Annotated in this window: 22 protein-coding genes and 2 tRNA genes; 17 read left to right on the top strand and 7 right to left on the bottom strand. The window is 68.3% G+C overall.

Annotated elements, in window-relative coordinates:
* Positions 1 to 160: 160 nt before the first annotated feature.
* Entirely contained in the window at positions 161 to 1,357 is a 1,197-nt protein-coding gene (locus BLR51_RS04515; protein ID WP_089844387.1) for a pyridoxal-phosphate-dependent aminotransferase family protein, read from the top strand.
* A 17-nt stretch (positions 1,358 to 1,374) separates the two neighbouring features.
* Here BLR51_RS04515 and BLR51_RS04510 read toward each other — a convergent pair whose 3' ends face one another.
* Together BLR51_RS04510 and BLR51_RS04505 are read right to left on the bottom strand one after the other, a co-directional pair.
* Positions 1,375 to 1,563, bottom strand: a complete 189-nt coding sequence (locus tag BLR51_RS04510; RefSeq protein WP_089844385.1) for a histidinol phosphate aminotransferase — start codon at positions 1,561 to 1,563, stop codon at positions 1,375 to 1,377.
* 145 nt (positions 1,564 to 1,708) lie between these two features.
* Positions 1,709 to 2,815, bottom strand: a complete 1,107-nt coding sequence (locus BLR51_RS04505; protein ID WP_089844383.1) for a pyridoxal phosphate-dependent aminotransferase — start codon at positions 2,813 to 2,815, stop codon at positions 1,709 to 1,711.
* Between the two features lie 247 nt (positions 2,816 to 3,062).
* Between BLR51_RS04505 and BLR51_RS04500 the strand changes: the two genes are divergently transcribed.
* Both BLR51_RS04500 and BLR51_RS04495 read left to right on the top strand, forming a co-directional pair.
* Positions 3,063 to 4,349 (top strand): lipoprotein-releasing ABC transporter permease subunit, encoded by a 1,287-nt coding sequence (locus tag BLR51_RS04500; protein WP_089844664.1) that lies wholly within the window; start codon positions 3,063 to 3,065, stop codon positions 4,347 to 4,349.
* Complete coding sequence (locus BLR51_RS04495) at positions 4,342 to 5,025, top strand: ABC transporter ATP-binding protein (RefSeq protein WP_089844381.1); 684 nt, start codon at positions 4,342 to 4,344, stop codon at positions 5,023 to 5,025. The genes BLR51_RS04500 and BLR51_RS04495 overlap by 8 nt, the downstream gene beginning before the upstream one ends.
* Before the next feature lie 7 nt (positions 5,026 to 5,032).
* On the opposite strand, the gene BLR51_RS04490 is transcribed toward BLR51_RS04495, so the two are convergent.
* Positions 5,033 to 5,806 carry a hypothetical protein gene (locus tag BLR51_RS04490; RefSeq protein WP_131821785.1) on the bottom strand — a complete coding sequence of 258 codons (774 nt, stop codon included), beginning with the start codon at positions 5,804 to 5,806 and terminating at the stop codon, positions 5,033 to 5,035.
* Positions 5,807 to 5,881: 75 nt separating this feature from the next.
* Positions 5,882 to 6,316 carry a DMT family transporter gene (locus tag BLR51_RS04485; RefSeq protein WP_089844661.1) on the bottom strand — a complete coding sequence of 145 codons (435 nt, stop codon included), beginning with the start codon at positions 6,314 to 6,316 and terminating at the stop codon, positions 5,882 to 5,884.
* A gap of 193 nt (positions 6,317 to 6,509) precedes the next feature.
* Between BLR51_RS04485 and BLR51_RS04480 the strand changes: the two genes are divergently transcribed.
* The gene (locus BLR51_RS04480; RefSeq protein WP_242656635.1) at positions 6,510 to 6,857 is read left to right on the top strand and encodes a c-type cytochrome; all 348 of its coding nucleotides are present in this window, start codon (positions 6,510 to 6,512) and stop codon (positions 6,855 to 6,857) included.
* A gap of 9 nt (positions 6,858 to 6,866) precedes the next feature.
* Here the strand turns inward: BLR51_RS04480 and BLR51_RS04475 are convergent, their stop codons facing one another.
* On the bottom strand, positions 6,867 to 7,454 hold the full coding sequence (locus BLR51_RS04475) for a TetR/AcrR family transcriptional regulator (RefSeq protein ID WP_089844660.1): 588 nt from the start codon (positions 7,452 to 7,454) through the stop codon (positions 6,867 to 6,869).
* Positions 7,455 to 7,565: 111 nt separating this feature from the next.
* Between BLR51_RS04475 and BLR51_RS04470 the strand changes: the two genes are divergently transcribed.
* The 9 genes from BLR51_RS04470 to BLR51_RS04430 all read left to right on the top strand — a co-directional run bounded on the left by BLR51_RS04470 (position 7,566) and on the right by BLR51_RS04430 (position 14,724).
* Positions 7,566 to 7,853 (top strand): hypothetical protein, encoded by a 288-nt coding sequence (locus BLR51_RS04470; RefSeq protein ID WP_089844377.1) that lies wholly within the window; start codon positions 7,566 to 7,568, stop codon positions 7,851 to 7,853.
* A gap of 108 nt (positions 7,854 to 7,961) precedes the next feature.
* Positions 7,962 to 9,254: a homoserine dehydrogenase gene (locus tag BLR51_RS04465; protein ID WP_089844374.1), complete on the top strand. Its 1,293-nt coding sequence runs from the start codon at positions 7,962 to 7,964 to the stop codon at positions 9,252 to 9,254.
* A 110-nt stretch (positions 9,255 to 9,364) separates the two neighbouring features.
* Complete coding sequence (gene glpX / locus BLR51_RS04460) at positions 9,365 to 10,330, top strand: class II fructose-bisphosphatase (RefSeq protein WP_089844372.1); 966 nt, start codon at positions 9,365 to 9,367, stop codon at positions 10,328 to 10,330.
* A gap of 111 nt (positions 10,331 to 10,441) precedes the next feature.
* Entirely contained in the window at positions 10,442 to 12,205 is a 1,764-nt protein-coding gene (gene recJ, locus BLR51_RS04455) for a single-stranded-DNA-specific exonuclease RecJ (protein WP_089844370.1), read from the top strand.
* A 113-nt stretch (positions 12,206 to 12,318) separates the two neighbouring features.
* Positions 12,319 to 12,393 (top strand) — tRNA-Glu (locus tag BLR51_RS04450).
* 135 nt (positions 12,394 to 12,528) lie between these two features.
* Positions 12,529 to 12,603, top strand: a tRNA-Glu gene (locus BLR51_RS04445).
* A 164-nt stretch (positions 12,604 to 12,767) separates the two neighbouring features.
* Entirely contained in the window at positions 12,768 to 13,544 is a 777-nt protein-coding gene (locus tag BLR51_RS04440) for an IclR family transcriptional regulator (RefSeq protein ID WP_089844368.1), read from the top strand.
* Positions 13,545 to 13,633: 89 nt separating this feature from the next.
* Positions 13,634 to 14,212, top strand: a complete 579-nt coding sequence (locus BLR51_RS04435) for a helix-turn-helix domain-containing protein (protein WP_242656634.1) — start codon at positions 13,634 to 13,636, stop codon at positions 14,210 to 14,212.
* Complete coding sequence (locus BLR51_RS04430) at positions 14,209 to 14,724, top strand: GNAT family N-acetyltransferase (protein WP_089844366.1); 516 nt, start codon at positions 14,209 to 14,211, stop codon at positions 14,722 to 14,724. The genes BLR51_RS04435 and BLR51_RS04430 overlap by 4 nt, the downstream gene beginning before the upstream one ends.
* 96 nt (positions 14,725 to 14,820) lie before the next feature.
* Here the strand turns inward: BLR51_RS04430 and BLR51_RS04425 are convergent, their stop codons facing one another.
* Positions 14,821 to 16,194, bottom strand: a complete 1,374-nt coding sequence (locus tag BLR51_RS04425; protein WP_089844364.1) for an L-serine ammonia-lyase — start codon at positions 16,192 to 16,194, stop codon at positions 14,821 to 14,823.
* Between the two features lie 317 nt (positions 16,195 to 16,511).
* On the opposite strand from BLR51_RS04425, the gene rpiA reads away from it, so the two are divergent.
* The 4 genes from rpiA to hflC all read left to right on the top strand — a co-directional run bounded on the left by rpiA (position 16,512) and on the right by hflC (position 21,148).
* The gene (gene rpiA, locus BLR51_RS04420; protein ID WP_089844654.1) at positions 16,512 to 17,294 is read left to right on the top strand and encodes a ribose-5-phosphate isomerase RpiA; all 783 of its coding nucleotides are present in this window, start codon (positions 16,512 to 16,514) and stop codon (positions 17,292 to 17,294) included.
* A gap of 88 nt (positions 17,295 to 17,382) precedes the next feature.
* Positions 17,383 to 18,840 carry an FAD-dependent oxidoreductase gene (locus BLR51_RS04415; protein ID WP_089844362.1) on the top strand — a complete coding sequence of 486 codons (1,458 nt, stop codon included), beginning with the start codon at positions 17,383 to 17,385 and terminating at the stop codon, positions 18,838 to 18,840.
* Between the two features lie 67 nt (positions 18,841 to 18,907).
* Positions 18,908 to 20,065 (top strand): FtsH protease activity modulator HflK, encoded by a 1,158-nt coding sequence (gene hflK, locus BLR51_RS04410; protein ID WP_089844361.1) that lies wholly within the window; start codon positions 18,908 to 18,910, stop codon positions 20,063 to 20,065.
* 3 nt (positions 20,066 to 20,068) lie between these two features.
* Positions 20,069 to 21,148, top strand: a complete 1,080-nt coding sequence (gene hflC / locus BLR51_RS04405) for a protease modulator HflC (RefSeq protein WP_089844359.1) — start codon at positions 20,069 to 20,071, stop codon at positions 21,146 to 21,148.
* A gap of 402 nt (positions 21,149 to 21,550) precedes the next feature.
* On the opposite strand, the gene BLR51_RS04400 is transcribed toward hflC, so the two are convergent.
* Complete coding sequence (locus tag BLR51_RS04400; protein WP_089844358.1) at positions 21,551 to 23,629, bottom strand: TRAP transporter permease; 2,079 nt, start codon at positions 23,627 to 23,629, stop codon at positions 21,551 to 21,553.
* Between the last annotated feature and the right edge of the window lie 16 nt (positions 23,630 to 23,645).

Raw genomic sequence — 23,645 nt, 5'->3', positions numbered from 1 at the left:
TCCTGTCAGTCCCGCGCGGTTTACGGGCAAGCCGCCGCCGTGGCAAGCAGTGCGCCCGTAGGGGCCGCCTCAGGGCGCCGTGGGTGATTGACGCCGCCGCGACTGCGGTTAGGTTGGCCCGAGCCCCGCAATTTCAAGGGGCGCAGTCGGAGATCCCCCAATGTCGCTTGCCCACGGCCGCCCCTATCTGGCCATTCCCGGCCCTTCTGTCATGCCCGATGCGGTGCTGCGCGCCATGCACCGCGCCTCGCCCAACATCTACGAGGGCGCGCTGGTCGAAATGGTGGCCGATCTGATCCCTGATCTGCAATATGTGGCCCAGACCACGGCGCGCGTCGCGATCTATATCTGCAACGGCCATGGCGCATGGGAAGCGGCGCTTGCCAATGTCGCCGAAGAAGGCGATGTGGTGCTGGTGCCCGCCACCGGGCGCTTCGGCCATGGCTGGGCGGAAATGGCGCGCGGGCTGGGGATCGAGACGCAGGTGATCGATTTCGGCACCAAATCCACCTTCGATCCGGCGCAGGTTGCCGCCGCGCTGGAGGCCGACAAGGCCCACCGCATCAAGGCCGTGCTTGCCACGCATGTGGATACCGCCAGTTCGGTGCGCAACGACATCGCGGCGCTGGGGGCGGCGATGCGCGCCACCGGCCATCCCGCGCTGCTGATGGCCGACTGCGTCGCCTCGCTGGGGGTGGACGAGTTCCGCATGGATGACTGGGGCGTGGACGTGATGGTGACCGGCTCGCAGAAGGGGCTGATGGTGCCGCCGGGGCTGGGCTTTGTCTATTTCAACGACCGCGCCGCCGCCCGCCGGACCGAATTGCGCCGGGTCAGCCGTTACTGGGACTGGACGCCGCGCGGCAAGCCGGATTTCTTCTACGAATACTTCGGTGGCACGGCGCCCACCCATCATCTTTACGGGCTGCGCGCCGCGCTCGACATGATTCGCGAGGAGGGGCTGGAGCAGGTCTGGTCCCGTCACGCCACGCTTGCACGTGCCATCTGGGCCGCGGTGGAGGTCTGGGGGCAGGGCGGGCCGATGACCCTGAACATCACCGATCCCAGCCTGCGCAGCCATGCCGTGACCGCGCTGCGTCTGGGGGCGCCGCATGGCACGCGGCTGCGCGAATGGACCGCCGCGCAGACCGGGGTGACGCTGGGCATCGGGCTGGGCATGACCGAGCCCGACGACCCCAAGGGCACCGGGTTTTTCCGGCTTGGGCATATGGGCCATGTCAACGCGCATATGATCCTCGGCCTGCTGGGCGTGGTCGAATCCGGTCTGCGCGCGCTGGACATTCCCCATGGCAAGGGTGCGCTTGGCGCCGCTGCCGAGGTGATTTCGGGCGCCTGATCTGGGGCGCCTGACCGCTACTGGCGGGACTTGCGGCGGTGGTCGATCACGGTGATGCCGTGATTGATCGCCACCGCCAGCAGGATCACGACCTCAAGGCCGAACACGGCCCAGAGCGCCACAAAGATCCAGAGCATGTTGACGAAGATCATCACCAGATTGGCGGGGAAATAGTCCGGGGCGGGTTGGCGGGTCTGCGGATCCATGAGGCCATTCCTGAACTGGGGGCTGCCCGACACAGGATAGAACGAATTTCCCCTGCGTCACGGGGCAGGATCGCAGCCAAGGCTTGCAAATTCGTCAATGCGCGCGAACGTGAACGGCGCGGCGCTTTGGCCGGGTTCGGCGCGCTCAGCCCCGGGCGGCGGCCAGCGCCTGCGGCAGCGCCTCGGCCAGCGCGTCCAGATCCTGCGGCGTGCCGGCGCTGATGCGGATGCAGCGGTCCTGCGGCGCAACAAAAGGCATGCGCACGAAGACCCCGCGCGCGCCCAGCTCCGCCAGCACCCGCCGCGCGAAGGCGCCGTCGCGCCCGCAATCCACCGCGACAAAATTGGTGGCCGAAGGCAGCGCGGTCAGCCCGCAGCCAGCGGCAATCGCCGTGATGCGATAGCGGGCCTGCGCCACTTCGGCGCGGACATGTTCCAGCCAGCCATGGTCCTGCAGCGCCGCAAGCGCGCCCGCCTGCGCGCTGCGGTTCATGCCGAAATGGTTGCGCACCTTGTCGAAGGCCGCGATCAGCGGCGCCGCCGCCAGCGCATAGCCCACCCGCGCCCCGGCCATGCCATAGGCCTTGGAAAAGGTGCGCAGCCGGATGACGCGCGGATCGTCGATGGCAATGCGCGGGGCCGTGGCTTCGGGCGCAAATTCCACATAGGCCTCGTCCAGCACCAGCAGCGTCCCCTCGGGGATCCGGTCCAGCAGCGCCTCGATGGCGTCGCGGGGCAGCATGCTGCCCATGGGGTTGTCGGGATTGGCGAAATAGACAAGCTTGGCGTCAAGCTCCGCCGCCCGGTCCAGCAGCGCTGCCAGATCCTCGGCATCGTCGCGATAGGGCAGCTTGGTCAGCGCGCCGCCGAATCCCGCCACATGATAGTTGAAGGTGGGATAGGCCCCGTCCGAGGTGACCACGGCATCGCCGGGTGCCACCACCAGCCGCACCAGATAGCCCAGAATGCCGTCGATGCCTTCGCCCACCATCACGTTTTCCGGCGCGCAGCCGTGATGCGCGGCCAGCGCGTGGCGCAGGTCATAGCTGGTGGAATCGCCGTATTTCCAGATCTCGGCCTCGGCGGCCTGCATCGCGGCGATGGCCTGCGGCGAGGGGCCGAAGACGTTTTCATTGGCGCCGATGCGGGCGCGGAACGGCGCGCCGCGCTCGCGCTCCTGCGTTTCGGGCCCGACAAAGGGCACGGTTGCGGGCAGGCTGGCGACAAGGGCGGTATAGCGGGGTCCGGTCATGGCGGAGTTATGGCGCGCGGGCGGCAGCCGCGCAAGTGGGGGCTCTGCCCCCTCTGCGGCTGCGCCGCATTCACCCCCGGGATATTTGCGGTCAGAAGAAACCGGCACGCGCTTCTTCTGACCAAAAATATCCCCGCCGGAGGCGAAAGGCTCGGAACGCGGGAGCGGCGCGCCGCCGCGGCACGGCTTGACCCCGGCGGGGGGGGAGGGCAGGGTCCGCGCGCATCTGACCCTGAAAGTGACCGCCATGGCCCGCACCCCGCCTCCCTTTGCCGCCTTCGAATGGAAGATCGCGTGGCGCTATCTGCGCGCACGGCGCGCCGAGGGCGGCGTCAGCACGATGACATGGATCAGCCTGATCGGCATCACGCTGGCCGTGTTCGCACTGATCGCGACGCTGTCGGTGCGGTCGGGCTTCCGGGCGGAGTTTGTCGACACGATTCTGGGGGCGAATGCCCATGCCAGCGTCTATGCCTCGGCGCGGGAGGACGAGTTCGGCCGCGTCGTGCGCACCTTTCCCGATTACGCCGAACGCGCCGCCCGGGTGGCCGAGGTGCCGGGGGTGGACCGCGCGGCACCGTTGGTCAAGGGGCAGGTCATGGCCAATGCCAATGGCCGCAATGCCGGGGTCGAAGTGTTCGGCATCGCCGCCGAGGATCTGGCGGGGATCCGGCGCATCGTCGATCCGGAGACCGGGCGCGGCGATCTGGCGCGGTTCGGCGAGGGGCTGGCGCTGGGATCGGGGGTGGCGCGCGAACTGGGGGTCGAGGTGGGCGATCAGGTCCGGCTGATCTCGCCCGAGGGGGTGAAGACCGCCTTCGGGGTCAGCCCGCGCGTCAAGGCCTATGAGGTGGTGTGGATCTTCACCGCCGGGCGCTATGACATCGACCGCACCCGCGCCTACATGCCCTTTGACGAGGCACAGCTTTATTTCAACCGCGAGGGCGTGGCGGATGAGCTGGAGGTCATGGTCAGCGATCCCGAGGCGGTGCGGGGGCTGGCGCAGCCCATTGCCGAGGCTGCCGGGGCGGGGGCGATGATCTGGACGTGGCAGGATGCCTCCGGCGGGTTCCTGCGCGCGCTGGAGGTGGAGGACAACGTGATGTTCGTCATCCTGTCGGTGCTGGTGCTGATCGCCACCATGAACATCGTGTCGGGGCTGATCATGCTGGTCAAGAACAAGGGCCGCGACATCGGCATCCTGCGCACCATGGGGCTGACCGAAGGATCGGTGCTGCGGGTGTTCTTCATCTGCGGCGCCTTCACCGGGGTGATCGGCACGGCGCTGGGGGTGGTGCTGGGCTGTCTGTTCGCCATCTATATCGATCCGATCTTTTCCTTCGTGAACTATGTCGCGGGGGGCGGGGTCTGGGATCCGTCGATCCGGGGCATCTATGCCCTGCCCGCCAAGCTGCAGGCGGGCGATGTGTTCAGCGCCATGGCGCTGTCGCTGGGCCTGTCCTTTGTGGTCACCATCTTTCCCGCGCGCCGGGCGGCGCGCATGAACCCCGTGGAGGCGCTGCGTTATGAGTGATCCGGTTCTGCGCCTGTCGGGCATCGCCAAGACCTACAATCCCGGCAGACCCAATGCCGTTCAGGTGCTGCGCGACGCCGATCTGGAGGTGGCGCGCGGCGAGGTGGTGGCGCTGGTGGCGCCTTCGGGCGCGGGCAAGTCCACGCTGCTGCATATCGCGGGGCTGCTGGACGTGGCCGATGCCGGAGAGGTGGCCATCGGCGGCGAGGTGATGGGCCGCAAATCCGACCGGCGGCGCACCGTGGTGCGGCGGCAGATGGTGGGCTTTGTCTATCAGTTTCACCACCTGCTGCCGGAATTCACCGCGCTGGAAAACGTCGTGCTGCCGCAGCTGGCCAATGGCGCCTCCGCGTCGGAGGCCGAGGCGCGGGCGCGCGGGCTTCTGGACAGCGTGGGGCTGGCCGACCGCGCGGCGCACCGTCCCGCCGCCATGTCGGGCGGCGAGCAGCAGCGCGTCGCCTTCTGCCGCGCCATGGCCAACACCCCGCAGCTGCTGCTGGCGGACGAGCCCACCGGCAACCTTGACCCCGCCACCTCGGACCGGGTGTTCGACGCGCTGGTGCGGCTGGTGCGCGACACCGGGCTGTCGGCGGTGATCGCCACGCATAACCTTGATCTGGCCGCGCGCATGGACCGCCGGGTGCGGCTGACCGAAGGGCGGCTGGTGGCCTTCTAGGCTTTGGTCATTCGGGGGCGGGGGCGGCGCTGCGCGCGTCCTGCAGTTCGGTGCCGAGCCGGGCGCAGCTTTGCTCCACGTCGATCAGCGCCGAGATTTCGGCGGTCGCCTCGACCCCCAGCGACCAACCGCCGCCCAGCGTCACCGTCAGTTCACGCGGGCGGATGCTGACCGCGCAGATCTCGGACAGCACGCTGAGGATCTTGTGGCTGAGCGAGGAGACATCCTTGCCCTGCTGTTTGGCCTGCACCGGCTTGGCGCGGTCGCCGCGGCGGGCGCTGGACAGCAGGAACGCTTCGGAACTGACGCCGGGGGGCGGGGTGGCAAGGCCCTTGAAGGTGCCCGCCGCGTCGTAAAGCGCAAAAAGGTTCACCGGCACCTGTGGCGCGGTGGCAAGCCCGAGGCTTTGCAGATCCAGCGTGGTGTCGCCGCCCCATTGCAGCGCCTGCACCTGCGCCGGGTCAAGCGGTGTCTGCCGCAGCGCGTCGGGTGGCAGCAGCGTGCCGGCTTCCAGATCCTGCAGCGTCAGCACGGGGCCTGTCGTGGGAAAAGGAATGCTGTCGTCTTGGAGATAGCGGGTCCAGGCTTCGTCGAGCAGATCCTGCTGCCGCGACGGCTCCAGAATCTGCACCTGCGGGGCATCCAGCAATGGTCCCGGCACCGCGCCGGGCAGGAAGGCGCCGGGCTGTTGCTGTTGCTGGGGCAGGGGCGAAAGCGACGGGGTCTGGGCAAGCACGGGCAGCGCAAGCAGGGCAAAGGCTGTGGTCAGCAAAAGGCGCATGGCGGGGGTCCGGGCAAAGGCGTTGGGGTCAATGCCCGCAAGCATGCCCGCGCCGCCCCAGCCGCGCAAGCGCGCTCAGCCGCGCTGCGCCAGAAACACGCCCGCGCCCATCAGCGCGATCCCGGCGAGACGGTTCAGCGTCACCGGGGCGATGCGCGCGCCAAAAAGGCCGAAATGGTCGATCAGCGCCGCGCTGATCAGCTGGCCCAGCAGCACGAAGAACACCGCGCGCCCGACGCCGAAGCTTGGGGCCACATAGGTCACGGCCAGCACGTAGAAAGCCACGAAGAGCCCGCCCAGAAACAGGTGGCGCGGCGCGTCCATTGCGCGGACCAGCGCGCGCGGCTCCAGCACCAGCAGCACCAGCGTGGTGGCGGCCAGCGCCACGCAGAACAGGATCACCGCCGCCCCCGCAGGCGAGCCCATCCAGCCGCCCAGCCGGGCGTTCAGTGCGGCAAGGATCGGAATGCCGATGCCGGCGGCCAGCATGATCAGGGCTTGGGAGGGCATGAGCGGATCCTTGCGGCGGAATGCCCGTCCGTGATGCCCGCTGCGCGCTGCGGCGGCAAGTCCCTTGATCCGCGCGGCGGGACGGGTCAGACAGGGGCAAAGCACAGCAGAAGAGGGCAGAGCGATGCAGAGGATCCTTTGGGGCGTCTGGGGGGCAGGCTTGCTGGGACTTGCGGCCTGCATGGACAGCGCCATGCCTGAACCCGGCGATGGCCGCGCGCTTTATGGCGATTACTGCGCGGGCTGCCACGGGGCTGCCGGGCGCGGCGACGGGCCGCTGGCGGCGGGGATGACGCCTCCGCCCGCCGATCTGACCCTGATCGCCGCGCGCCATGGCGGCGCGCTGCCGCGTGCGCAGGTCATGTCCACCATCGACGGCTATTCCCGCGTTCATCCCGACGGGCCGGGCATGCCGGAATTCGGCGCGCTGCTGCAGGGCGATCTGGTGCCCTACGATTCGGGCGACGGCACGCTGACGCCCACGCCGCGCCGTCTGGTGGCGCTGCTGGAATATCTCGAAACGCTGCAGGTCGAGGGCTGAGGCGGGGGCTCAGGCCCCCACCGCCCGCCGCGTCATGTCCCAGTAAAGGCTGGCCACCTCGGGTTCCGACAGGCGGCCATCGGCGCGATACCATGTGTTGACCCCGGTCAGCATCGCGATCAGTGCAAAGGCCGTGATGCGCGGCTCGTCCAGCTGGAACACGCCCGCGTCGCGGCCCTGCGCCAGAATCGCCTCCAGCTCCTGCTCATAAGTCTTGCGCAGCGATTCGATGGCGGCAAAGGGCGCGGGCTCCAGATTGCGCAGCTCCATATAGGAGATGAAGATCGCCTCGGGCCGCGCAAGGTTGAAGCGGATATGGAAGCGCACGAAGCTTTCCAGCCGTGCCAGCGGATCCGCGCCGCGCGGCTCTGCCTCCCACGCGGCCAGAAGCTCGTCCATATGGCCCTGCAGCAGCGAGAACAGCAGCGCCTGCTTGTCGGGGGTGTAGTTGTAAAGCGCGCCGACCTGCACCCCCACCTCCCGCGCGATCTGGCGCATGGAGACGGCGGCATAGCCGTGCTTGGCAAAAAGCCGCAGCGCCGCCTCGCGGATCCGCGGCCCGGTGATTTCGGAATGCGATCCAGTGGTGCGGGCCATGGCCGCGTATGTATCTGAACGTGTGTTCAGAACAAGCGCGAAGCGGCGCAAGGCTTGCTCCGGCGGGCGGGCTGCGGCATGACGGGCACAGACAGTCCGGATCCGCCGCCCATGCGCCTTTTGCTTCTGCCCCTCTGCGCCGCGCTTGCGGCCTGCACCCCCTTCCCCGAGCTTGAGGGCGCGCAGACGCCGGGCGTGGCCGAAGCCCCTTGGCCGGATCTGCTGCCGCTGGGGCCGCTTCTGGCCGAAGCCGCACCGCCCCGCGCCACGCCCGAGCAGCAGGAGGGGCTGGAGACGCGCGCCAGCGCCCTGCGCGCCCGCGCCGCAGGGCTGCAGGGGCCGGTGGTGGATGCCCAGACACGGGCGCGGATGGCGGCAGGGGTGCCCGATCCGTTCTGATCCGGTCCGGCGGCGCCATTGCGTGCCGCCACCGATCCCGTTGCAGACCTGCCGCGATGCGGCTAAGCCAGCGCGGACAGGATCACGGATAAAAAAGGAGCCCTCCCCATGTCTGAACCGCTTCGTCTTGGGATCGCCGGGCTGGGCACCGTGGGGGCCGGGGTCGTCAAGATCGTGCGCCAGAAGGCCGCGCTGCTGGAGGCGCGGACCGGGCGCCCCATCGTGATCTCTGCCGTCTCCGCCCGCAACCGCGACAAGGAACGCGGCGTGTCGCTGGCCACCTATGAATGGGTGGATGATCCGGTGGCGCTGGCCGCGCGCGACGACATCGACGTGTTCGTGGAACTGATCGGCGGCAGCGACGGCCCGGCCAAGGCCGCGACCGAGGCGGCGCTGAAGGCGGGCAAGGACGTGGTGACGGCCAACAAGGCGCTGCTGGCCCATCACGGGCAGGCACTGGCCGAACTGGCCGAGGCCAAGGGCTGCGTGCTGCGCTTCGAGGCGGCGGTGGCGGGGGGCATCCCGGTCATCAAGGCGCTGACCGAGGGGCTGGCCGCCAACGAGGTGACCCGCGTCATGGGCGTGATGAACGGCACCTGCAATTACATCCTGACCCGGATGGAAAACGCGGGCCTGACCTATGAACAGGCCTTCGACGAGGCGGACAAGCTGGGCTATCTGGAAGCCGATCCCGAACTGGACGTGGGCGGGATCGATGCCGGGCACAAGCTGTCGCTGCTGTCGGCCATCGCCTATGGCACGCAGGTGGATTTCCACGCGGTCGAGCTTGAAGGCATCGGGCGCGTCTCTGCCGAGGATATCCGGCAGGCCGCCGACATGGGCTACCGCATCAAGCTGCTGGGGGTCTGCCGCCTGACCGGGCGCGGGCTGGAACAGTCGATGGCGCCCTGCCTCGTGCCCGCCACCTCGCCCTTGGGGCAGCTGGACGGCGGCACGAACATGGTGGTGATCGAGGGCGATCAGGTCGGCCAGATCGTGCTGCGCGGCGCGGGCGCGGGCGAAGGGCCCACCGCCTCTGCCGTGATGGGCGACGTGATGGACATTGCGCGCGGCACGCGGCTGTCGACCTTTGGGGCGCCTGCAAGCCTGCTGAAACGCGCCACGCCGGCCAAATCCACGGCGCCCGCGCCCTATTACCTGCGCATGGCGCTGGTCGACAAGCCGGGCGCGCTGGCCAAGGTGGCGGCGGCGCTTGGAGAGGCGGGCGTGTCGATCAACCGGCTGCGCCAGTATGGCCAGTCGCGCGAAAGCGACAGCGCCCCGGTGCTGATCGTGACCCACAAGACCACGCGCGAGGCGCTGGATACGGCGCTGGCCGCGATGCCGGAAACCGGCGTCGTGCTGGGCAGCCCGGTGGCCCTGCGCATCGAGGCCGCCTGAGACGTGGCAGAGTTGCGGGCGCCCCGGCGCCCGTTAGCGCCACCGCCCTTGCCCTTGCGCAAGCGCGCGCGATACACCGCCCTCACCGAACAACTTCAAGGAACGCCCCGATGTCCACCCCCAAGGATTTTAACGACCGCATGCTGTCGCTGGGTCTGGCCCGCGTCGCCGAACAGGCCGCCATCGCCTCGGCGAAGCTGGTGGGTCATGGCGACGAGAAGGCCGCCGATCAGGCGGCGGTCAACGCCATGCGCGAACAGCTGAACATGCTCGACATCGCGGGCGTCGTGGTGATCGGCGAGGGCGAGCGCGACGAGGCGCCCATGCTCTATATCGGCGAGGAAGTGGGCACCGGCAACGGCCCCGGCGTGGACATTGCGCTCGACCCGCTGGAAGGCACCACGCTGACCGCCAAGGACATGCCGAACGCGCTGACCGTCATCGCCATGGGCCCGCGCGGGTCGATGCTGCACGCGCCTGACGTCTATATGGACAAGCTGGCCATCGGCCCGGGCTATGCCGAAGACACCGTGACGCTGGACATGTCGCCCGCAGAGCGGGTGCAGGCGCTGGCCCGTGCCAAGGGCTGCGACGCGTCCGACATCACCTGCTGCATCCTTGAGCGTCCCCGCCATGAGGAGATGATCGCCGAGGTCCGCGCCACCGGCGCCGCGATCCGTCTGATCACCGATGGCGACGTGGCAGGGGTCATGCACTGCGCCGAACCGCAGATCACCGGCATCGACATGTATATGGGCTCGGGCGGCGCGCCCGAGGGCGTGCTGGCTGCCGCCGCGCTGAAATGTATGGGCGGGCAGATCTATGGCCGCCTGCTGTTCCGCAACGACGATGAACGGGGCCGCGCCGCCAAGGCAGGCATCACCGACCTGAACCGCGTCTACAAGCGCGACGACATGGTGACCGATCACGTGATCTTTGCCGCAACCGGCGTCACCAACGGCTCCATCCTGTCGGGGATCAAGCGGGAAATCGGCTGGATCACCACCGAAACCCTGCTGATGCGGTCCAAGACCGGGTCGGTGCGGCGGGTGATCTACCGCAACCCGTTCAAATAACGCCCCGCCCCCCTGCGGGGCAGGACCGGGCACCAGACGAACAAGGGCGGTCCCTGACAGGGGCCGCCGGTTTCTTTTCCGGCAGAGCGCTGGCCGGAGGAAAGGACGACCATGAGCTATCTCGGAGTGGCGCAGTCGCTGACCGGCCGTCGCTGGATCGGTCCGGACGTGGAATGCGAACGGCAGGCCGAGGCGCTGGCGCAGGCCACCCATCTGCCGCGCCCGCTCTGTCAGGTGCTGGCCCGGCTGGGCGTGGCCGCCCCCGAGGTGCCGGGCTTTCTGGACCCGAAACTGCGCGACCTGCTGCCCGATCCGCGCAGCCTGCGCGACATGGACAAGGCCGCGGCGCGGATCCTGCAGGCGGCGACGCGGCGCGAGCGGATCGCGGTCTTTGCCGATTATGACGTGGATGGCGGCGCCTCTGCCGCGCTGCTGCTGGACTGGATCCAGCAGATGGGCCATGCCGCCACGCTTTATATCCCCGACCGCATCGAGGAAGGTTATGGCCCCAACGTGCCCGCGATGGAAAAGCTGGCGCGCGACCATGACCTGATCGTCTGCGTCGATTGCGGCACGCTGTCCCATGATCCCATCGCCGCCGCAAAAGGCGCCGATGTGGTGGTGCTGGACCATCACCTTGGCGGCGAGACCCTGCCGGACTGTCTGGCGGTGGTGAACCCCAACCGTCAGGACGAGGATGGTGCGCTGGCCCATCTTTGCGCGGCGGGCGTGGTGTTCCTGTGTCTGGTCGAGTGCGGGCGGCTGCTGCGCGAGGCGGGGCAGCGCGGGCCCGACCTGATGGCGATGCTCGATCTGGTGGCGCTGGCCACGGTGGCCGATGTGGCGCCGCTGCGCGGGGTGAACCGCGCGCTGGTGCGGCAGGGGCTGCAGGTGATGGCCCGCCGCGCCCGCGCCGGTCTGGTGGCGCTGTCGGATGTGGCCCGGCTTGATACCGCGCCAAGCGCCTATCATCTGGGCTATGTGCTGGGGCCGCGCATCAATGCGGGCGGGCGCATCGGGCAGGCCGATCTGGGCGCGCGCCTGCTGGCCACCCGCGACCGCCACGAGGCCGAGGCGCTGGCCGAACGGCTGGACAGGCTCAACACCGAACGCCGCGAGGTCGAGGAGGCGGTGCGTGCCGCCGCCGTGGCGCAGGCCGAGGCGCGGGGGCTGGATGCGCCGCTGGTCTGGGCGGCGGGCGAGGGCTGGCATCCCGGCGTGGTGGGCATCGTGGCCTCGCGCCTCAAGGAACTGACCAACCGCCCCGCCGTGGTCATCGGGCTGGACGGGGCCGAGGGCAAGGGCTCGGGCCGCTCCGTCTCGGGGGTGGATCTGGGCGCCAGCATCCACCGGCTGGCCACCGAAGGCCTGCTGCTGAAAGGCGGCGGGCACAAGATGGCGGCGGGGCTGACCGTGGCCACCGACCAGCTGGAGGCCGCGATGGCGCGGCTCTCCGATCTTTTGGCCAAGCAGGGCGCGGGGCAGGGCGGCGCCGCCGATCTGCGGGTCGACGGCATGTTGATGCCCGGGGCCGCCAGCAGCGAGCTTTGCGACCGGCTGGATCAGGCCGGGCCCTATGGCGCGGGGGCCTCCGGTCCGCGCTTCGCCTTGCCGGACGTGCAGCTGGGATTCGTCAAGAAGGTCGGCACCGGCCATCTGAAGCTGAGCCTTGGCGACGGGCTGGGCGCCAAGCTGGAGGCGATCTGTTTCAACGCCTTCGACAGCCCGCTGGGGGCCGCGCTGACCGATCACAGGGGCGCGCGATTCCACATGGCCGGACGGTTGGAGATCAACGAATGGAACGGTCGCAGAACCGTGCAGCTGCGCCTTGAAGATGCCGCGCCTAGCCTGGAGGCGGGATCGGCAACTCGCTGATTTTGCGTGGCTTTTGCAGCGTTCAAGAAAATGTTGCAGAAGCTGCGTTTTGGCGAAAATTCCGCTTGCATGGCCGCCGCGCTTTGCTTAGAACGCCCCTCACCAGCCAGCACGGCCCGTTCGTCTATCGGTTAGGACGCCAGGTTTTCAACCTGGAAAGAGGGGTTCGATTCCCCTACGGGCTGCCACTGGTTTCCTGCCAAGACCTTGCGTCGGGCTGGAAATCGGCGGCAGTTTCGGTGCTGATCTGGCATCAGAGGTTCGCACACGATCCTCGCCACGGACCCTGTCACAGCGACAGGACTGCGGCGCAACGTCTGCATGGCCCGTTCGTCTATCGGTTAGGACGCCAGGTTTTCAACCTGGAAAGAGGGGTTCGATTCCCCTACGGGCTGCCATTTTCTCTGAAATTCCCCAGATTTCCCACCAGTCACAGCCCACCTGCGGCCTTTCCTGTCCTGCCGGACGCCGTGCGTGCCCTCTGCGATCCCGCTTTTCCGCCCTCTCCTGACCGCCTAAAATACGGGTTGCGACAGGCAAGACAGGAAGGGCGCACCGCGCGATGACCGACACCAGTGACGATGACAAGTATCGCGCCCCGGCGCTGTCCAAGGGTTTGGACATTCTCGAACTGCTCGCCTCCGGCGCGGAGGGGCTGACGCAGGTGGACATCGCCAAGACGCTGGGCCGCACCACGCCTGAAATCTTCCGCATGCTCATGGTGCTGCGCCAGCGCGGCTATGTGGAGCTGGGAGAGGGGGATGACCGCTATCACCTGTCCACCAAGATGTTCGAGGTGGCGCATCGCCACCCGCCGCTGCGGCGGCTCACCGCCATTGCGGGCGAGGCGATGCAGAAGCTGGCGGATGCGCTCAACCAGTCGATGCATCTGGCCATCCTGAGTTCGGGGCGGGTGCTGGTGGTGGCGCAGGTCGACTGCCCGGACAATCACCTCACCTCGGTCCGGCTCGGGGCGCAGGTTCCGGTGGCGGATACCGCCTCGGGCCGGGTGCTGGCGGCGTGGATGGCGCCGCCCGCGCTGGACCGGCTGCTGGCGGAAATGGCCGAACCCGAGCCCCGGCGCGCGGGGTTTCTGGCGGATCTGCCCGGGGTGCGGGCGGCGGGCTATTGCGAAAGCCCCTCGCTGACCATCGCGGGCGTGCACAATCTCTCGGCGCCGGTTTTCGATGTCTCGGGCCGGGTGGCGGCGGCGGTGACGATCCCCTTCATCACCCGGCTCTCCGGCACCTCGACCGTGGGGCCCGCTGCCTCGCGTCAGGCGCTGGTGGAGATGGCGGCGGATCTGTCCCGGCGGATGGGCGCAGGCGCGCGCGGCTGACGCATCTGTCGCAGGCGGGGCTTGCATCGCGGCAGGTTTCTGGCAGGCTTATCTCTAAATAGGGAATCATTCCCGATATGGAGAAGGTGATGACAGACACCGCCGTGATGACAGAGGACATGACCAAGAGGCTGGCGCAGCGGCTTGCAGCGCTGCGCAGCGACCGTGGCCTGACACTGGACGCGCTGGCCGAGGCCTCGGGGCTGTCGCGCGCCGCGCTGTCGCGGTTCGAGAAGGCCGAGGTCAGCCCGACGGCAGAGGCGCTGGGGCGGCTCTGCCATGCCTACGGACTCAGCATGTCGCGGCTCATGGCCATGGTCGAGGAGGGATTTACCGCGCATCTGCGCCGCGCCGACCAGCCGGTCTGGCGCGACCGTGACACCGGGTTCCTGCGCCGCGTCGCCTCGCCGGGGGGGCGGCTGCTGGCGGCGGAGGTGCTGGACTGCGAACTGGATCCGGGCGCCTGCATCGCCTATCCCGCCGCCGCCGTGCCGGGCATGGAGCATCACCTGCTGATGCTGTCCGGCACCCTGATGGTGGAGGTGGACGGCACCCGTCACGATCTGGATCCGGGCGACAGCCTGCGCTACCGGCTTTCGGGGCCGACCCGCTTCGTGGCGGGCAGCGGCGCTGCGGCGCGTTACATCCTCGTGCTGGTGGCGCCATGATCCGCGCGATTTCCGCCGCCGAGGCGCCCGCCCATCTCGACGCCCTGTCATGGGTGCTGGCCGCCTGCGTCGCCGACGGGGCGAGCGTGGGCTTTGTCCTGCCGTTTCCCGAATCCGAGGCCAGAGCCTTCTGGCAGGGGCTGCTGCCCGGTATCGCCAGCGGCGAGCGGCAGCTCTGGGGCGCCTTCGCCGAGGGGCGGCTGGTGGGCACGGTGTCGCTGGCGCTGGCGGCCATGCCCAACCAGCGCCACCGCGCCGAGGTGTCCAAGATGCTGGTCCATCCGGAGTTCCGCCGCCGCGGGCTGGGGCGGGCGCTGATGGCGGCGCTGCTGGAGGCGGCAGAGGCGGAGGGGAGGTCGCTGATCACGCTCGACACCCGCTCCGGCGATCCGTCGCAGGCGCTTTACGCCAGCTGCGGCTTCCGCGTCGCGGGGGAAATCCCCGGCTATGCGCTGGCCCCCGAAGGCACGGCGCGGCGCGATGCCACCACCTTCATGTATCTCGACCTCTGACCTTTGGCGTCAGGCCCGCCACGGGCGCCGAGCCGGGCGCGGCTGCGCCCGGCGAGACGGGCACCGGCCCGGCCGGGGCACCCGGACGGGCGCCGCTTAACAATTGGGGACGTTGACGGCGAGCCCGCCCAGCGAGGTTTCCTTGTATTCATGCCCCATGTCGCGGCCGGTCTGGCGCATGGTCTCGATGCAGGCATCCAGCGACACCAGATGCTGGCCATCGCCGCGCAGCGACAGCGACGCCGCCGACACCGCCTTGATCGCGCCGAGCCCGTTGCGTTCGATGCAGGGCACCTGCACCAGCCCCGCCACCGGATCGCAGGTCATGCCCAGATGATGCTCCAGCGCGATTTCCGCCGCGTTCTCGATCTGCTCGGGCGTGCCGCCCAGCACCGCGCAGAGCCCTGCCGCCGCCATCGCCGCTGCCGATCCCACCTCGGCCTGACAGCCCGCCTCCGCCCCGGAAATCGAGGCGTTGTATTTCACCAGCCCGCCGATCGCCGCTGCGGTCAGCAGGAATTCCGGCACTTTCGCGGGCGCGGCACCCGGCACAAAATCCAGCCAGTAGCGGATCACTGCCGGGATCACCCCGGCGGCACCATTGGTGGGGGCGGTCACCACCTGTCCGCCGGCGGCGTTTTCTTCGTTCACCGCCATGGCAAAGCAGCTCATCCAGTCATTGATCACATGCGGCGCGGTCAGGTTGCGCCCGCGTTCGGCGAGAAGCTGGCCGTGGATCGGCCCGGCGCGGCGGCGCACCTTCAGCCCGCCGGGCAGGATGCCTTCGCCCTGCAGCCCGCGCTCCAGACAGTCCGCCATCACCTGCCAGAGCCGGGCCAGCCCCTCGTCCAGTTCCGCCTTGGGGCGGCGGGACAGTTCGTTGCGCCGCTTCATCTCGGCGATGCTCAGCCCCGAACGCGCCGCCATCTCCAGCATCTGCGCGGCGCTCTGGAAGGGAAAGGGCACGGGCGGGCCCTGATCGCTGTCCTTGCCCTGCGCCAGTTCCGCCTCGGTCAGCACGAAGCCGCCGCCGACGGAATAATAGATTTCCTGCAGGATCACGTCGCCTTCGGCATCCACCGCGCTCAGGATCATGCCATTGGCATGGCCGGGCAGGCTGCGGTCATAGTCAAAGCGCAGGTCGCGGGCCGGATCGAAGGCCAGCGGCGCCAGCCCCTGCGGCGTCACGCGGTGCTCGCTGCGGATCCGGGTCAGGGTCTCTTCCGCCGCCTCGGCATCATAAGTGTCGGGGCGGAACCCGGCGAGGCCGAGCACCGTCGCCCGGTCGCTGGCATGGCCCACCCCGGTGAAGGCCAGCGATCCGTGCAGCGAGGCACGCAGCCCGTGGGCGGTAAAGGGCGCGCCGCGCAGCCGGTCCAGAAACCGGGCCGCCGCCACCATCGGCCCCATGGTATGCGAGGAGGAGGGGCCGATGCCGACCTTGAACATTTCGAAGACGGACAGGAACATGAGCGGGCTTTCCGGATCTGGAGGGCTTGGGCGCGCGGCGGGGTCCGCGCCTGAGCGGCAGACTAGGCCGTGACGCCGCGCTGTCACCCGCCAAAAGCGGCATTTCCCGCCAGATTGCAGACCTTCGCCCGGCACTGCCGGGATCGCGGGCGGCTCAGGGGCCAAAGGGGGGGCGCTGCCCCCCGCCCGCCGGGGCGGGCTCCCCCCGGGATATTTCCGCCAAGAAGAAGCAGCGGGGCTGCGCGCGCAATTTCCGCTCGCGCCCGCAGGGGTTTTTGCCTATAGGGCGGGGGCCGTCAGAACAGGGGATCATGCGCATGACCGGAGAGCTTTCGCCCATCGACAAGGCCAAGTTCGTGGCCGCAAAACGCGCCGCGGAGTTTGTCGAGGATGGCATGCGCGTGGGGCTTGGCACCGGATCCACCGCCGCATGGCTGGTGCGCTGTCTGGGCGAGCGGGTCCGCAAGGAAGGCCTGCGGTTTCGCGGCGTGCCCACCTCCACCCGCACCGCGCAGCTGGCGCGGGAGCTGGGGATCGAGGTGATTTCGCTGGAAGAGGCGGGCTGGCTTGATCTGACCATTGATGGCGCCGACGAGATCGATGGCGAGCTGAACCTCATCAAGGGCGGTGGCGGCGCGCTGCTGCAGGAAAAGATCGTGGCCACCGCATCGGACCAGATGGTGGTGATCGCTGATGCCGCCAAGCAGGTGGAGACGCTGGGCGCCTTCCCGCTGCCGGTGGAGGTGATCGCCTTTGGCCAGAGTGCCACGCAGGCCCTGCTGGAAGAGGCGCTGGTGTCGCTGGACGTGCTGGGGCGCCGGACCAGCCTGCGCATGAACGGCGCCAAGCCCTTTGTCACCGACGAGGGCAACCACATTCTTGATCTGCATCTGAACCGGATCGGCAATGCCCGGGAACTGGCCCTGATGCTGAACCAGATCCCCGGCGTGGTGGAAAACGGGCTGTTCATCGACATCTGCGACCGGGTGGTGATCGGCCATGGCGACGGTCGGGTGGAACTGCGCGACATCACCGGCGGCAGCGGCTCCGAAGAGCGGATCGATCTGGACGAAAGCGACAATCTTTTCACCGATCTCTGAGCGCCTGCGCCGGGTTTGACGGCGCTGCGGTCTGGTCATCGGCGGGTCTGTGTGGTCTACCTTCCGCGCAACCGGACGAGGGTGGATCATGAGCGATTTCGACTACGATCTTTTTGTCATCGGCGGCGGATCGGGCGGCGTGCGCGCGGCCCGTGTCGCGGCGGGAGAGGCGGGCGCCAAGGTGGCGCTGGCCGAAGAGGACCGTTATGGCGGCACCTGCGTGATCCGTGGCTGCGTGCCCAAGAAGCTGATGGTCTTCGCCTCGGAATATGCCCATGTCGCCGAAGATGCGCGCGGCTATGGCTGGGAGATGAGCGAAGGCAGCTTTGACTGGCCGCGCTTCCGCGAGCGGCTGACCTCCGAACTGGACCGGCTGGAAGGCATCTATCGCAAGCTTCTGGCCTCGGCCGGGGTCACCACCTATGACGCGCGGGCGCGGCTGGTCGATGCGCATACGGTGGCGCTGTCCACCGGCGAGACGGTGCGCGCCAAGCACATCCTTGTCGCCACCGGCGGGCGCCCGCTGCGCCCCGAGATCGCCAATGCCGAACTTGGGCTCGTCTCGGATGACATCTTTCATCTGGAAAACCTGCCGAAATCCATCCTGATCGTCGGCGGCGGCTATATCGCCTGCGAATTCGCCTGCATTCTCAACGGGCTGGGCGTGGAGGTGACGCAGTATTACCGCGGCGCTCAGATCCTGCGCGGCTTTGACGAGGAAGCGCGCGGGCTGATCGCGGAAAGCATGGTGGATCAGGGGATCCATCTGCATTGCGGCACCGACATCGTCGAGATGCGCCGCGCCACCGCGCAGGATCATGACGGCGCGCAGGATGGCGACATTCCCATGGGCGCGGCGCTGCAGGACATGACCGCCGATCACAGCGGCGGACGTCCGGGCGACGGTCCGGTCTGGGTCAAGGCCACCAACGGCAACACGCATGTCTTCGATCAGGTGCTGTTCGCCACGGGCCGCGTGCCCAACACTGCCGAGATGGGTCTGACCGAGGCTGGCGTGACGCTGGGCCGCCGGGGCCAGATCGAGGTGGACAAGTTCAGCCAGACCAGCGTGCCATCGGTCTATGCCATCGGCGACGTGACCGACCGGGTCAACCTGACGCCGGTGGCCATCCGCGAGGGCATGGCCTTTGTCGAGACGGTGTTCCGCGGCAATCCTACGCCGGTGGATCACGGCCTGATCCCCTCGGCGGTGTTCACCCAGCCGGAATTCGGCACGGTGGGCCTGTCGGAAGAACAGGCAGCGGAGCAGGAGCCCATCGAGGTCTATGTGACCTCGTTCCGGCCCATGCAGACCGCCTTTGCCGGACGCCCCGACCGGGTGATGATGAAGCTGGTGGTGGCACAGGACAGCCGGCGGGTGCTGGGGTGCCATATCGTCGCGCCCAATGCGGGGGAAATGATCCAGCTCGCCGGGATCGCCGTAAAGATGGGCGCGACCAAGGAGGATTTCGACCGGACCGTGGCGGTGCATCCGACCATGGCCGAAGAGATCGTGACCCTGCGCAAACCCGTTCGCACCGCTTGAAAATCCTGTGCGAATGCACAGGTTGGAAGTGGACACACAGGGACGATATTCAGAGGGAAGAGAGTTCATGGCAGGACACGGCGGCGGCCCTTGGGGCGGCGGTGGTAACAGGGGCGGCAACGGTCGTCCCCCCGGCGGAGGCGGCGGCAAGCGCCCGGAAGATCCGCAGATCCCCGAGATCGACGAACTGATGAAAAAGGGTCAGGAACGGCTGCGCGTGCTCATGGGCGGGCGCGGCGGTGGTGCCAATAACGGCGGCGGAAGCGGTTCGGGCGGCGGGTTCTCCGGCGGCCCGAAACTGACGCGCGGCACGATCATCGTCGGCGCGCTGGTCGCGGCGGGGGTCTGGGCGGCGCTCAGCTTTTACACCGTGCGCCCCGAAGAGCAGTCGGTGGAACTGTTCCTTGGCAGCTATTCCTCGACCGGCTCGCCGGGCCTGAATTTTGCGCCTTGGCCGTTCGTCACGCATGAGGTGGTCAACGTCACCTCCGAACGGACCGAGACGATTGGCGGCGGGCAGGCCAACGGCTCCGAAGGGCTGATGCTGACCACCGATGCAAATATCGTGGACATCGAGTTTCAGGTGGTCTGGAACATCAACGATCCGGCCAAGGTGCTGTTCAACATCCGCGATCCGCAGCTGACCGTGCAGGCCGTTTCCGAGGCGGTGATGCGCGAGATCATCGCGGCGTCGAACCTCGCGCCGATCCTCAACCGCGACCGCGGCATCATCGCCGACACCGCGCGGCAGGAAATCCAGCAGACGCTGGACGAGTATGAAAGCGGCATCACCATCGTGCGGATCAACCTTGATACCGCCGACCCGCCCCGCGAAGTGATCGACGCCTTCCGCGAAGTGCAGGCCGCCGAACAGGAACGCGACCGGCTGCAGCGTCAGGCCGATGCCTATGCCAACCGCGTCGTGGCCGAGGCCCGTGGTCAGGCCGCGCAGATCCGCGAAGAGGCCGAAGGCTATCGCGCGCAGGTCGTCAACGAGGCGCTGGGTGAGGCGTCGCGCTTCTCCGCCGTGCTGGCGGAATACGCCAAGGCGCCCGAAGTCACCCGCCGCCGTCTCTATCTGGAGACGATGGAACGGGTGCTGGGCGGGGTCGACAAGACCATCCTCGATCAGGGTGTGACCGGCGGCGCGCAGGGCGGTGGCGTGGTGCCTTACCTGCCGCTGAACCAGCTGAACCGCAGCACCAGCACCGCAGGGGGGAACTGAGCCATGCGCAAGACGACCTTCATCCTGCCCGCGATCGTTGTTCTGGCCATCGTCGCCATGTCCTCGATCTTTGTGGTGGACGAGCGCGAAAAGGCGCTGGTCATGCAGTTCGGCCAGATCCGCTCCGTCAAGGAAAGCCCAGGGCTTGGCTTCAAGATCCCGGTCATTCAGGAGGTGGTGAAATATGACGACCGCATCCTGTCGCTTGACACCGAAACCATCGAGGTGACGCCCTCGGATGACCGCCGTCTGGTGGTCGACGCCTTCGCCCGCTACCGCATCGCCGATGTGGTGCAGTTCCGTCAGGCCGTAGGTCTGGGCGGGGTCCGCACCGCAGAGGACCGGCTGCAGGGCATCCTGAACGCGCAGATCCGCGAGGTTCTGGGTGCGGATCAGGTGACGTCGGACGTGATCCTGTCGACTGACCGCCGCATCCTGACCAACCGCATCCGCGATCAGGCCCGCGCACAGGCGCTGTCGCTGGGGCTCGATGTGGTGGACGTGCGGCTGAAGCAGACCAACCTGCCGTCGCAGAACCTTGAAGCCACCTTTGCCCGGATGCGCGCCGAGCGTGAACGGGAAGCGGCGGACGAGATCGCCCGCGGCAACGAGGCCGCGCAGCGGGTGCGGGCTCTGGCCGACCGGACCGTGGTGGAAACCCAGTCCGCCGCCAGCCGCGACGCCGACATCATCCGCGGTGAGGCCGATGCCGAACGTAACGGCATCTTCGCCGAAGCCTATGGCGCGGATCAGGAGTTCTTTGGCTTCTACCGCTCGCTGCAGGCCTATGAGACGGCGCTGGGGCAGGGCAACTCCTCGCTGGTCATGACCCCGGATGGCGAGTTCTTCGAGTATTTCAAGAGCCAAGGCTCGCAGGGAATCCCCACCGCCGCCGCGGCGGCGGATGCTCCGGCAGCGGAAGCTCCGGCCGAAGACGCTCCGGCAGCAGAGACGCCGGCGGAACAGACCCCGGCAGCCCCGGCAGCAGAACCGCAGACCGAGGCAGCCCCGGCAGAGGAGGCCCCGGCAGCGGACGGCCCCGAAGCCGAGCCCGCCGCCCCGGTCACGCCCGGCAGCAACTGACCCCGCACCACGCGCGAGGACAAACGACAAGGGCCGGTCGAAAGACCGGCCCTTTTTGCGTGACGTTCCCCCACGGGGTCAGTCCTGACGGCATGAGGTGCCCCGATGTCGCGGGCGGGAAAGGGAACACCCCAGACGCTGTGGCGCAACTTGGTCGTTGCGGGGGCATAGGGGGGGACGACGCTGCTGCCGCGGGATTTCATCCTTGCCCGCCTGCCGGCCTTGGTCCTGCCGTCGCAGCGGCGCGGTTGGGACGTCACAAGGCGGAGCTGCCCGTCCGGCGTTCGGGCCTGATCCCGCAGCAAGAGCCGGTCTGCGGGATCAGAGGGGGCCCGACCGGGGGTCGCCCGGTCGGGCCATGGCACCGCGCGTGGTGCTGACGGACGCGCGGCTTTGCCAAGGTCAGGCCGTCGTCGGGCCGCGCCACTTCGGGATCAGCTGGCGCAGGGCGATCGGGACCACCAGCAGCAGGCCGATGGCCGTGGAAGTCAGGTTCGGCGCGACCAGCAGGATTGCGGCGAAGACCAGCACGATGCGTTCGAACCAGTAAAGCGGGGCAAAAAGCCAGCTCGACACCGCAGAGGCCAGAACCCAGATCCCGAGGATGGCGCCGCTGAAGGCCAGCGCGAAGGCCTCCCATGTGAAGCCGTCGGTCACGAGCAGCAGCGCGGGCTGGAAGGCAAAGACGAAGGGCACCAGCGCCTTGCCCATGCTCAGCCGGAACGCCGTGTTCCCGGCCTTGAAGGCATTCGCCCCCGCGATCCCCGCACCGGCATAGGCGGCCATCGCCACGGGGGGTGTCACATCCGCCAGCACCCCGTAATAGAACACGAAGTAATGCGCGACCATCGGCTGCACGCCCAGCATGCCAAGGATCGGCGCGGCCACCGCCACCATGATGATGTAATTTGCAGTGGTGGGGATGCCGCAGCCCATCAGGATGCAGACGATTGCGGTCAGGATCAGGGTGAACAGCAGCGTCAGCGAGGCGACGGTCATCAGCTCGAAAGGCAGGAAGGCCAGCGTGTCATGCAGCGAGGTGGCCCAGCCCTGCGCGATGCTTGTCACCATATAGGCGATCTTGAAACCTACGCCGGTCAGGGTGACGATGCCGATCACGACGCCGACAAGCGCCGCGGCGGCGGTCACCGACAGCGACTGCTTGGCGCCAAGGATGAAACCTTCGACGATGCCGGTCACGGTGCCCTTGAGGCCGTCGGCAAGGCCCGAGGCCTGCACCTGCTGGATCGCAAGCACGAGGATACAGGCGGTGATCGAGTAGAAGGCGGCAGCAAAGGGCGTGCGGCCCGACAGCAGCACCGCGACGAGGATCACCAGCGGAAGGACGGACAGCCAGCCTGCCTTCAGCACCTTCCACGCATTCGGAAGCTCGTCCGCCGAGAGACCACGCAGGCCAAGACGCCGCGCTTCAAGGTGAACCTGCACCAGCACGCCAAAGAAATGCATGAAGGCGGGCACAAGTGCCGCAGTCAGGATCGTGGTCAGCGGAACGCCCAGATATTCGATCATCAGGAAGGCGACTGCCCCCATGACCGGGGGCGTGATCTGCCCGCCGGTCGAGGCGGCGGCCTCGACCGCGGCGGCGAAGTGGCGCGGATAGCCGACGCGGATCATCGCGGGGATGGTCAGCGCGCCGGTGGTCACCGTGTTGGCGATGGAGGATCCGGAAATCGAGCCGAGCAGGGCGGAGGACAGCACCGACACCTTTGCCGGGCCGCCCGCGTAGCGTCCGGCCAAGGCGGAGGCGATGTCGATGAAAAGCTGGCCAAGGCCGATCCGCGTCGCCATCACGCCGAACAGCACGAAATGGAACACGTAAGTGGCGATCACGCCAAGTGCTGTGCCGTAGATGCCCTGCGAGGTCAGGTATAGGTGGTTGACGATGTTCGACCAGCTGGCGCCGGGATGCACGAGGATCCCCGGCATGGCCTGCCCGAAATAGGCATAGGCGATGAACAGCAGCGCGATCACCGGCAGCGGCCAGCCCATGGAGCGCCGCACGGCCTCCAGCAGCACCACGATCAGGATCGTCCCCATCACCACGTCGATGGGCAGCGGATTGCCGACCCGGAAGGCCAGTTCGCTGTAGATCCACGGAACGTAAAGCGCGCTGATGATGCCCGCGATGGCAAGCACCCAGTCCAGCAGCGGCAGGCCGAATGGCGCGCGCCCGCTGCTGGCATGCTCCTGCTTGCCGAAGGCAGAGAAGCTCAGGAACACGACCAGCAGCGTCAGGCCCAGATGCAGCCCGCGATGCACCGTCGCCTGAGGAATGCCGAAACCGGCCGTGTAATAATGATAGCAGGACAGCAGGAACAGGACCGCGCCGGTGGTCAGGGCCAGCGGTCTGGCCAGCTTGCGGAACCGGAGTTCCGGGTCGAATTCCTCTTCGATCGCCTGCAGTTCTTCGGCGGTCAGGTGACGGACGTCCTCGCCGTCCTTGCTGCGATCCTCGGTCATTCACTGCTCTCCTGGG

This window comes from Salipiger marinus (assembly GCF_900100085.1).
GTDB lineage: Bacteria > Pseudomonadota > Alphaproteobacteria > Rhodobacterales > Rhodobacteraceae > Salipiger > Salipiger marinus.
Note: the sequence above shows the minus strand (reverse complement) of the source record. Positions and strands in the feature narration are given on the sequence as shown.